The sequence below is a fragment of the Actinomycetota bacterium genome (genome assembly GCA_030682655.1).
Classification (GTDB): domain Bacteria; phylum Actinomycetota; class Coriobacteriia; order Anaerosomatales; family JAUXNU01; genus JAUXNU01.
In genome coordinates, this window is sequence record JAUXNU010000053.1 from 1 (window position 1) to 1,205 (window position 1,205).

The 1,205-nt window shown below is 62.7% G+C and carries 2 protein-coding genes; both read left to right on the forward strand.

Annotated elements, in window-relative coordinates; genetic code table 11:
* A partial coding sequence (locus tag Q8K99_03015; protein ID MDP2181523.1) for a type IV toxin-antitoxin system AbiEi family antitoxin occupies positions 1-653 on the forward strand: 653 nt, incomplete at its 5' end.
* On the forward strand, positions 653-1,205 hold a 553-nt coding region (locus tag Q8K99_03020; GenBank protein MDP2181524.1), incomplete at its 3' end, for a nucleotidyl transferase AbiEii/AbiGii toxin family protein. The genes Q8K99_03015 and Q8K99_03020, both read left to right, overlap by 1 nt.

Sequence of the window (1,205 nt, forward strand, 5' to 3'; positions counted from 1 at the left end):
GGGTCATGCGCGGAGTCTACGTCTCGCGGATGGGGCGGTACTCTCGGCAGGAGCCCGATCCATACCTGGTCGCCGCCGCCGTGTCCGCTGATGCCGTCATGGTCTACCATTCGGCCCTCGAACTGCACGGGCTCGCCCACAGCGCTTCTCGAAGGGTCCAGTTCGCCGCGACGAGAACGACTCCCCGATTCACCTACCGGGACTTCGAATTCCGGCGCTACGACCCCCCCAAGCCCCTTACTCCTGCGGATTCCGTCCAATCTACGACGCTCGTCCGTCGTCCGGATGGAGTCGTCAGGGTGACCACCCGCGAGCGAACCCTTGTGGACTGCGTGAACCGCACAGACCTCGCCGGCGGCCTCGAAGAGGTCTACCGGAGTCTCGCCGCTCTACCCTACGTAGACGCTTCGAACGTCCTCGCCTACCTGAGGGAGTTGCAGAGCCCTACGGCCGTCGCGAGGACCGGATGGCTCCTGGAGCAACGGGCGCAGGAGTGGTACGTGTCGGGTGACGACCTTGAAGAGATGCGCTCGATGCTCGGGAAGGGTCCCTACTACCTCACCCGCAGCAACCAGGCAGGGACCTGGGTGCCGTCTTGGCGCCTGTATCTGCCAGAGAGCACCGTGGACCTCGAGAGATGGGTGCATGAGTGATGAGACCCTCGCTGGTCGACGCCGCAGGGTACCAAGCTCAGACGGTCGAGAGGGTCGAGAGGCTGCTCGAGCTCCTCACCGAGATCGACGGACACCCCTACCTCGCCCCGAGGTTGCGTCTCCACGGAGGCACCGCGCTCAACGTGTTTCATCTCTCGATGCCGAGACTATCCGTCGATGCCGACTTCACCTACGTGGGCAAGATCACGCTCAACGAATACGAAGCGGAACGTCCCTCTCTAGAGACGGCAATCGCAGAGTTGGCCAGAAGCCTCGGCTATGAGGTCACGACAGGCGGCAAGGTCGAACACTCGGGCCGCACCTTCAAGTTGCGATACCGCTACGGTAATCAGAGAGACCTCATCAAGGTCGACCTCGTCTATCTGAACCGTGCGCCGCTGCTCGCGGGAGAGAACGCAAGATGCATGACGTGCTCGCCCGAGGTCAAGGTGACGACCTTGGCGTTGCCCGAGCTGGTTGCAGGAAAGACCAAGGCCCTGTTCGATCGCCTGGCCATCCGCGACCTCTACGATATCCATCGCATTCAGACAA